The 7,519-nt window shown below is 27.1% G+C and carries 7 protein-coding genes; 6 read left to right on the forward strand and 1 reads right to left on the reverse strand.

The features are described 5' to 3' along the window. Window positions 1-60 precede the first annotated feature (60 nt). The 6 genes from ACLVEP_RS12400 to ACLVEP_RS12425 all read left to right on the forward strand — a co-directional run bounded on the left by ACLVEP_RS12400 (window position 61) and on the right by ACLVEP_RS12425 (window position 6,605). Entirely contained in the window at window positions 61-660 is a 600-nt protein-coding gene (locus ACLVEP_RS12400; protein ID WP_412585208.1) for a site-specific integrase, read from the forward strand. 59 nt (window positions 661-719) lie between these two features. Further along, the gene (locus tag ACLVEP_RS12405; protein WP_412585209.1) at window positions 720-2,288 is read left to right on the forward strand and encodes a Dam family site-specific DNA-(adenine-N6)-methyltransferase; all 1,569 of its coding nucleotides are present in this window, start codon (window positions 720-722) and stop codon (window positions 2,286-2,288) included. Next, a complete protein-coding gene (locus ACLVEP_RS12410) occupies window positions 2,278-3,144 on the forward strand; it encodes a type II restriction endonuclease (RefSeq protein WP_412585210.1) in 867 nt (288 codons plus the stop codon). The genes ACLVEP_RS12405 and ACLVEP_RS12410 overlap by 11 nt, the downstream gene beginning before the upstream one ends. Window positions 3,145-3,509: 365 nt before the next feature. Further along, complete coding sequence (locus ACLVEP_RS12415) at window positions 3,510-5,444, forward strand: FAD-dependent oxidoreductase (RefSeq protein WP_412585211.1); 1,935 nt, start codon at window positions 3,510-3,512, stop codon at window positions 5,442-5,444. 137 nt (window positions 5,445-5,581) lie between these two features. After that, entirely contained in the window at window positions 5,582-6,157 is a 576-nt protein-coding gene (locus ACLVEP_RS12420) for an RNA 2'-phosphotransferase (protein ID WP_412585213.1), read from the forward strand. 22 nt (window positions 6,158-6,179) lie between these two features. Beyond that, entirely contained in the window at window positions 6,180-6,605 is a 426-nt protein-coding gene (locus ACLVEP_RS12425) for a hypothetical protein (protein ID WP_412585215.1), read from the forward strand. 14 nt (window positions 6,606-6,619) lie between these two features. Here the strand turns inward: ACLVEP_RS12425 and ACLVEP_RS12430 are convergent, their stop codons facing one another. Then, window positions 6,620-7,348: a Type 1 glutamine amidotransferase-like domain-containing protein gene (locus tag ACLVEP_RS12430; RefSeq protein WP_412585217.1), complete on the reverse strand. Its 729-nt coding sequence runs from the start codon at window positions 7,346-7,348 to the stop codon at window positions 6,620-6,622. Window positions 7,349-7,519: the final 171 nt, after the last annotated feature.

Below are 7,519 nucleotides of genomic sequence, written 5' to 3' on the forward strand. Positions count from 1 at the left end.
GACTGACATTATTAGGTGTCATTACCAACATTTATCTTGAGTTAGGCTTTTAAAATAAAATTGAATAAAAAAAATACACAGTTATTAAGCAAAAAAGAATTAGAAATATTAATAGATTATTTGAAAGAAAATAATGATTATTTTAGTAGAGGAATTTTATTAATTATATGTACAGGTATAAGAGTTGGAGAAATTTGTGCATTGAAGAATTCTGATTTTGATCTAAATGAAAGAGAATTTATAATTGATAAAACACTACAAAGAATTCAATGTATTGACAAGAATGTAAAAAAGACGAAAATAGTCATTCAAAATACAAAGACAATAAATTCGACAAGAGTAATTCCAATTCCTATAGCGTATTGTGATTTTTTAGAAATAGAAAAAAATGATAATTACTTTTTGACACAAACAAAAAGATATATAGAGCCTAGGACATTTAGAAATAAATTTAAAAAAATATTAAAAGAATTAAATTTACCAAATGTGACGGTTCATTCTCTTAGACATAGTTTTGCAAGTAATTGCATAGAGCTTGGCTTTGATTACAATTGTTTGAGTGAAATTTTAGGACATTCGTCACCTAGCACGACAATGAATATATATGTTCATTCTAAACAAGATTTCAAAAAGTTAAGCATGGATAAAATTGTTTTATAAAGGTTCGATAATGAGCCTTTTTTCTTTTAGTTAATTACTAAAGGAAAAAGGAGTGAGTTATGAAACCTTTTGTAAAATGGGCTGGAGGTAAAACGCAACTTTTAGATAAGATTAATGAAAAATTACCTATATCAGTCAACAATTATTATGAGCCATTTATTGGCGGTGGTGCTGTTTTATTTCAATTTGAATTTAAAAATGCAACAATTAGTGATATAAATCAAGAATTGATTTATACATACAAATGTATTCAAAACAATTGTAATGAATTGATTGAAAAAATTTCTAAATTAGATAAGGAGCATGAAAAGAATCCTAAGGAATTTTATTATTCAACAAGAGAAAAATATAATGAAAAAATTAAGAATAATGAAAAAAGTATAGAAATAGCTGCAATGTTTATATATCTAAATAAACATTGTTTTAATGGACTTTATCGTGTTAATTCAAAGGGATTGTTTAATGTACCATTCAATCAAAAAAAGTCAGGTAAATCTTTTGATAAAAATAATTTATTAGAAATATCAAAATATTTAAGTGAACAAAATATATATTGTCAAGATTTTGAAAAAACTTGTGAAGATTGTCAAAAAGATGATTTTGTTTTTTTTGATAGTCCATATGCGCCGTTAAATGATACATCTTTTGAATCTTATACAAAAGAAGGTTTTTCTAAAGAAGAGCATGAGCGTTTAGCAAGGTTATTTAAGAAATTAACCAAAAAAGGTGTTAAATGTATGTTAACAAATCATAATACTGAATTTATTAGAGAATTATATAAGGATTTCAATATAGAAATTGTACAAGTAAAAAGAATGATTAATTCAGATTCTTCAAAAAGAATAGGAGAAGAAGTAATTATTACAAACTATGAAAGTAATAATGATATACAGTTAATTAATGGGGATGCATTTGATATGCTTCCCAGGATAGAGGATAAAACAATTGATATGATTTTTTTGGATCCACCATATTTTTTATCAAATGATGGTATTACTTGTTCAAATGGGAAACAGGTTTCTGTTAATAAAGGAAAATGGGATGAAAATTTTTCTTTTGAACAAAAAGTTGAATTTAATAAAAAATGGATGATAGAAGCAAAAAGAATTTTAAAAGATACAGGAACAATATGGATTTCAGGTACATATCACAATATATATATAATTGGGTATTTGTTAGAACAATTAGGATTTAAAATTTTGAATAATATAACATGGGAAAAAAGAAATCCACCACCAAATTTAGCATGTAGATGTTTTACGCATTCTACCGAAACAATTCTTTGGGCAAAAAAGGATATTAAAAATAATAAACATACATTTAATTATTCTTTGATGAAAGAAATGAATGGTGGTAAACAGACGAAAGATGTATTTATTGGAAGTTTGACACCGAAATCAGAAAAAAAATTTGGAAAACATCCAACACAAAAACCAGAATATTTGTTAGAAAAAATAATTTTAGCAAGTACGAATGAAGGTGATTTAGTTTGTGATTTTATGGCAGGAAGTTTTACTACTGGTGTTGTTTGTAAGAAGCTAAAACGTAAATTTATTGGAATTGAAAAGGAAAAAGAATTCTATGAAATAGGGAAAAAAAGAATGGAGGCAGTTGAGCATGGTTCGTGAATTTAATGAATGGCTTTCGTCTTTTAGAACAAGTATATCTGATTATAAGTACTATGTTAATTTTAATAAAGTATATCAAAATGTTAATGAACTGAAAATTGAATTAAATATTTTAAATTCTCTTATAGGTTCAAAAAATTTCGAAAATGATTTTAGAAATATTTGTGATAAATATCCTAATGTTTTAAAATGTATACCACTATTAATTGCAGTAAGACAATATGAAATAGAAGTGCAAGATACTAAAGGAAAAATAGTATATGATTTTAATAAGTATAAAAATAATCAAATTACTGCTTTTGAAATAGATGAATATTTAGTTTTTATGAAGGAAACTGGACTAGAAGATTTAATACAAAATCATATTATTAATAATCTTGTTGATTATGCTTTTGGAGTAGAAGTTGGATTAGATTCAAATGGCCGAAAGAATAGAGGTGGGCATTTGATGGAAGATTTATTAGAAAAATATATAAAAAAATTAAATGTTGAATATTATAAAGAAATGTATACATCTGATATTGAGAAAAAATGGAGTATAGATTTATCTTTACTTACTAATGCTGGTGATGTAGCTAAACGTTTTGATTTTGTTGTTAAAACGGATGAACAAATATATGTGTTTGAAACTAATTTTTACAAAAGCGGTGGAAGTAAATTAAATGAAACAGCAAGAAGTTACAAGACTATCACAGAAGAAATAAAAAATATTAATGGAATTACTTTTATTTGGATAACAGATGGTCAAGGATGGAATACTGCAAAACATAATTTAAAAGAAACTTTTGATGTTTTAAAACATCTATATTGCATTACAGACTTGGAAAATGGTATTCTTGAAACAGTAATCAAATAATATAAAAATACATAAACATATAAAAAGCTATTAAAAACTATAAAGCGTCTTAATAGCTTTTTTTCATGAATAATAAATTTTAAATATATTATTAATCTTCAAACAAATGATAAAGATAATTTATTTTTATTAGATTTTCATGACTACATAAAATTTATTAACATAATTATTTTCAATGGCTAAAAGTAATGTATTATTAATTAAATTAGCTAATTAAGAATACTTATTTTTTAATTTATAGATATCAATTTGAAAGGAATGCTGTTTTTTTAAAGAATCTGTTAAAACTATCTTTTGTTTGATAGCGCTTCCGTGTAGTGTTATGATAAAGAAAGGTAAAAGCGAATGCTTAGGAGGAAAAAGGAATGTTTGATAAATTATTTGAACCTATACAGATTCGTGGCATGAAATTAAAAAATCGTGTTGTGATGTCTGCGATGGGTACGCATGAAAGTGCAGAAAGTGAAGATGGAAAAAGTGTAACAGATAAGTTGATTGCTTATCATGTAGCACGAGCTAAAGGTGGTAATGGTTTAAATACGGTTGAGGTGACTGCTGTTGATAAAGCAAGTGCACCTTTTGGATTTTTGTCTATTGCTGAAGATAAGTATATTGAAGGGTTTAAAAAATTAAATGATGCTGTACATGATGCTGGTGGTAAAACATGTATTCAACTTTGGCAAGGTGGTTTAGCTGTTGCTTCTGATCAAAAAGCAGAAATTCTAGTTCCAAATGATATGCCATTAAGTGCAGAATATACGGTACCAGGAATTACTTCTGAAAGATTATGGGATATCGTTAATAAGTTTGGTGATGCTGCTAAACGTTCAGTGGAAGCTGGATTTGATTGTTTAGAATTTCATTGTGCTCATAATTATTTACCACATTCAATGCTTTCTGGTGGAATTAATCATCGAAGTGATGAATGGGGTGGAAGTTTTGAAAATCGAAAAAAATTTCCGCTTGAATGTATTAAAGCTATTCGTCAAAATATGCCAGAAGATATGCCGTTGTTTATGAGAATAGATTGTCATGATGATATGCTTGAAGGTGGGTTAACTGTTGAAGAAGTGATTGACTTTTGTAAAGATGCGAAAGAATATGGTGTTGATGTTTTAAACATTTCACGTGGAAATATTATAACAGCTGCAACGCTTTATGAAGTAGCTCCTGTAGATATTGAAAATGGATTCAATGTAGAAGATGCTGCACGTATTCGAAAAGAAACAGGAATGCTTACAATGCCTTGTGGACGTATCAATACTCCTGAACTTGCGGAAAGGGTATTAGAAGATGATAAAGCAGATTTAATTGTAATGGCGCGTGCGCAACTTGCTGATGCTAATTTTTGTAATAAAGCTAAAAATGGTCAAGTAAATCAAATACGTTATTGTATTGGATGTAACCAAGGTTGTTATGATTATTTTTGCAATTCTTTATATGATCCAAGTATTAAACATATTACATGTATGAGAAATCCTGGTTTATTAGAAGAAGCAACAGATAGTTTATCTATGACTTCTCATCCTAAAAAAGTTGTTATTTTAGGTGGTGGAATTGCTGGTATGGAAGCAGCTCTTGATTTAAAAGAAACAGGGAATACACCAATTATTATTGAAAAAAGTACATCTTTAGGTGGTCAATTTGCATTAGCAGGAGTTATCTCAGCTAAAAAAGATTTTAAAAATGCTGTAGATAAAATGATTAAAGATGTTGAAGAATCAAAAATTGAAGTATATTTAAATACTAAAGCTACTTTAGAATTGATTTCAAGTATGAAACCAGATGCTTTAATTGTAGCTACTGGATCTGATCCATTTGTATTACCTATTCATGGCGCAGATAAATGTACCATTGCTCATGATGTTTTAAGTGAAAAAGTAAATATTAAAGGTGAAAATGTTGTTATTATTGGTGGTGGTTTAGTAGGTTTTGAAACTGCTGAATTTTTAGCAAGTCAAGGTAAGAAAATTACAATTCTTGAAATGAAAGAAAAAGCTTTACAAGACCTTGGACCACTTCGTCAAATAACAGCTCAGTTTGCAATGAATAAAATGCCTATAACAATTGAAACAAATGCTACTGTTGAAAAGATTGAAGATAATGTTGTTATTGCAAGTGGAAAAGAGTATTTCTATGATGATGTTATTATGGCTGTTGGTTCGAAATCAAATGATACAAGTATCTATGAAAATTTAGATATACCAACTTATGTTATTGGAGATTGTAAAAAAGCAGGTGTAGCATTAGATGCCTTTAAAGATGCGTATTATGCAGTATTAGATATTAATAAAAAATAATAAAGTGATATTAATGAGAAGGTACAAGAAAAACTTGTACTTTTACTCTATATATTAGATGTTACTTGATATTTTATGATTTTAATGAAAAAAATAATAAGTGAGTCTATATAAATTATGGAGGTTTATTTATAGAAATGTATGAAAATAAAGGTAAATATCTTACTTATTTATTAAGGCATCATCCAGAAGATTGTCATTTAGATATGGATAAAAAAGGCTATGTTGAAGTTAAACAACTTCTTAATAATGTTAATGAATACAGTAAGTATTCATTAACATTAAAAGAGTTAGAATTAATTGTTGAAACAGATAATAAACAAAGATTTAAAGTAATTGAATTAGATGATATAAGAAAAATCAAGTGCAATCAAGGGCATTCTATATCATGGGTAGAGCCAGAACTTTTTTACGATGTAGAGGTTCCTAACATTCTTTACCATGGAACAACAAAAGAAGCTTATAAAAAGATTAAAGAAACAGGCTATATAAGTAAAATGAAAAGACATGCGGTACATATGCAACAAGATATTCAAAAGGCATGGACTTCAGCTAAAAGATGGAAAAAACAAGAACCACTCGTTTTAGAAATAGATGCTAAAAAAATGATAGAAGATGGTTATAAAGTAGGTGTCACGGATAATGATGTTTGGTGTGTTAACAATGTACCTGTACAATATATTAAAGTAGTATATAATTTAAATAAGAAATAAAAATAGACGAGGAGAAAATAATATGTATTATGATGAATCATTTGAACCTGAAGAAATTGAAAAACAACACGAAGAATTATTACGTATTTTTTTAGAAGATATTTCACATTTATCTGATAAAACAATTAGAAAGCATATAAATAATGTTGCATTTTTTATTAATGATTATTTGATTTATTATAATGGCGCAAACTATGAAGAAGTAAATGAAGAAATTGATTCTTTTTTTAGTGATTTCTTTATTAGAAAATGTATGTGGTCTACACCAAATACAACAAAAGAAACAGCGGCTAGTCTTAAAAAATTCTATAAATCAATGATGGAACATGGAAAGTTTGAAAAAGAAGAATATAAACTATTATGTGACACAATCAAAGAAGAAATGGAAAATTGGCAACAAATTTGTAATGATTATAATAATGGATCATATAGTTCATTTATGTTTTAAAAAAATTGCAAGAATTAAATCTTGCAATTTTCATTTTCTAGACATAATACTTCAAGTTTTTCATCATGTAATAAATAGCTTTTTCCATAAACAGTTTCATGATTATTGATTATTAAAAGATAACTGCCATCTTCTAAGACTAAAAAACAATGATCAATACTATCAGGATAGGTAATTTCTTCAAATAATTTTTGACCATCCAAATAGTAATCTTTAACCATTTGATAATGAGGTAAGATATTTTGCTTTGTTAAATCTAGACCAGGCAACCATCTTTTAAAACGAGGATCAATCGATTCTCCAGATTCTTCAGGTTGTACGTAAACTGTTGCAGCGCTATTCATACTTCCTGCACTTATGCCAATAACAATTCCTTGAAAATCATTTATTTTTTCTTTTAAATCAATTTCTTTAAAATATTGATTTTGAGTAGGAACATGCCCACCTGCTAAAATAATAACATCGTAACTTAGAAGTTTTTCCTTTGAAAGAAAATAACGTGTATCATAAAGATCTAATGTTTCTAAAGATAGATTTTCTTTAAGTAAAGCATTCTTAAAAAAATTACACATTTCATCATTTCTTTGATAAGCTATTGGATCAGCAGCAATCAAGCAACATCGACTTTCTCTTTTCCAATAAGACTTTAAGTTTTCAACAAAATAATTTTTATGATCTAAACCCTCTACATGGTAGGAATGGTCTAAAGGACCAGTAGGACTACTCGTAAGAAAAACAATCATATTTACACCACCTTTATATTATTTTAAAAATTAATTTAGAAAATGTCAAAAAAGAAAGAAAAAATTAGTAAAAAAGTTGATACAATTTGTAATATGACCTAATGGATCATTATTTTTTGGACAATCTGTCCAATGAATAAAGCTAAAAGAGAGTATATAATAATAGAAAAG

Origin of the sequence: Faecalibacillus sp. (genome assembly GCF_047023275.1) — a bacterium.
Lineage (GTDB): Bacteria > Bacillota_I > Bacilli_A > Erysipelotrichales > Coprobacillaceae > Faecalibacillus.

What these genes read in the sequence shown, in the direction of transcription:
- ACLVEP_RS12430 (WP_412585217.1), bottom strand. Translation starts at nt 7,348, where the DNA reads ATGATTGTTTTTCTTACGAGTAGTCCTACTGGTCCTTTAGACCATTCC.
- ACLVEP_RS12420 (WP_412585213.1), top strand. Translation starts at nt 5,582, where the DNA reads ATGTATGAAAATAAAGGTAAATATCTTACTTATTTATTAAGGCATCAT.
- ACLVEP_RS12425 (WP_412585215.1), top strand. Translation starts at nt 6,180, where the DNA reads ATGTATTATGATGAATCATTTGAACCTGAAGAAATTGAAAAACAACAC.
- ACLVEP_RS12410 (WP_412585210.1), top strand. Translation starts at nt 2,278, where the DNA reads ATGGTTCGTGAATTTAATGAATGGCTTTCGTCTTTTAGAACAAGTATA.
- ACLVEP_RS12405 (WP_412585209.1), top strand. Translation starts at nt 720, where the DNA reads ATGAAACCTTTTGTAAAATGGGCTGGAGGTAAAACGCAACTTTTAGAT.
- ACLVEP_RS12415 (WP_412585211.1), top strand. Translation starts at nt 3,510, where the DNA reads ATGTTTGATAAATTATTTGAACCTATACAGATTCGTGGCATGAAATTA.